The sequence below is a fragment of the Stenotrophomonas sp. genome, from assembly GCF_036662295.1.
Taxonomy (GTDB): Bacteria; Pseudomonadota; Gammaproteobacteria; order Xanthomonadales; family Xanthomonadaceae; genus Stenotrophomonas.
On the sequence record NZ_JAVWXA010000181.1, the window covers coordinates 2526 to 3916 of the forward strand.

Annotated in this window: 2 protein-coding genes; both read right to left on the reverse strand. The window is 72.5% G+C overall.

Annotated elements, in window-relative coordinates:
* A partial coding sequence (locus tag RSA25_RS19185) for an ATP-binding protein (RefSeq protein WP_332810421.1) occupies positions 1–978 on the reverse strand: 978 nt, incomplete at its 3' end.
* 243 nt (positions 979–1221) lie between these two features.
* Positions 1222–1391, reverse strand: a 170-nt coding sequence (locus tag RSA25_RS19190) for a DUF2894 domain-containing protein (protein WP_332810422.1), incomplete at its 5' end; no start/stop codon positions are given.

Consider the following 1391-nt stretch of genomic DNA (forward strand, 5'->3'; position numbering starts at 1 on the left):
CCGGCCCGCGTGGGCGTCGATGATGCTGCGGCTCAGGCTCAGGCCCAGCCCCAGGCCGCCGGACTTGGTGGTCCAGAACGCATCGAACACCCGCTGCGGTGATGCCGGCGGCAGCCCGCGGCCGTGGTCGCGCACGCGCAGCGCCACCCGCCCATCTGCCAGTGGCTGGGTGTGCAGGTGCAGGCGTCGCGCACTGGCCGGCACCTCGGCCATCGCCTCCACCGCATTGAGGATCAGGTTGCCGATCACCTGCTGGACCTGCACGCGGTCGCCGAATACCCAAGGCAAGGCCTCGTCCAACTGGGTGCTGACCCGTACGGCGTGCTGGTCCAGTTCGCTGCGCGACAGCGCGAGCATCTCCCGCACTGCGGCGTTGAGGTCGAAACCGGCACGCGCCGGGCATGCGCCACGGGTCAGCCCGCGTACCCGCGCGATCACATCGCTGGCCCGGTGTGCATCGGCGAGGATGCGCGCCACGGTCTGCCGCGCCTTGTCCACGTTGGGCGGATCCTGCGCCAGCCAGCGCTGGCTGGCCTCGGCACTGCTGGCGATCGCGGCCAGCGGCTGGTTCACCTCATGCGCGATGGAGGTGGTGAGCTCGCCCACCGTGGCGGCGCGCGCCACCCGCAGCAGCCGCGCCTGCGCTTCCTGCATCGCCGCCCTGGTCGCCTCGATTTTCAACACCAGCGTGGCGGTGATGCCGATCACCAGCATGCCGATCCCCGAGTTGACCAGGCCGATCCGGTAGCTGCCAAAGCCGGTCAGGATGAAACTGAGCGCGGTGAGCGCGATGCACGCCAACGCCAGCCGCCGCAGGCCGCGCGGTGGCAGCAGGCGCGAGGCGGCCAGGATCACCGCGGCGTAGAAACAGGCGGCGGCCACGGCGTAATCGGTGAGGGTGTCGGCGGCGAAGATCGCCGCCATTACCCCGCCCAGGCCGAGCAGGGCGGCGGTGCGGCGCGAGGGCAGGGCGGGCATGGGGACGGCTCCCATCAGGACGGGCGGAACACCGGCATCGACGGCGCGCGGAGCATAGCATCGGGGCGCACGCGGCCTGCCTCCTGCCACCTGCGTGGCCGTCCAGCACGCCGCCAGCACGCCGGGCGTGCCGGCCACGGCCGCCGGCAGCGCCTGTCGTCCGGGCGCGCGCGCCGGTGTCGCATACAGCACACCGTCTCGACCTTTGCCGCCGATGCGCGGGGCGCGCAGGCAGGCGGCCGATCAGCCTTTCGCGGTGCGGCTGCGGCGCGGTTTGCCGGGCAGGCGGCCCACGTCCTTGGCCGGGGAGGGCGCGCGTGGCTGCAGGTGTTCCAGCCAGGACAGGTTGTCCAGGTAGCCCAGGAAGTGCGTCAGATAGCCCGGGCTGGCCTGGCCCATCAGGGTGATCGCAC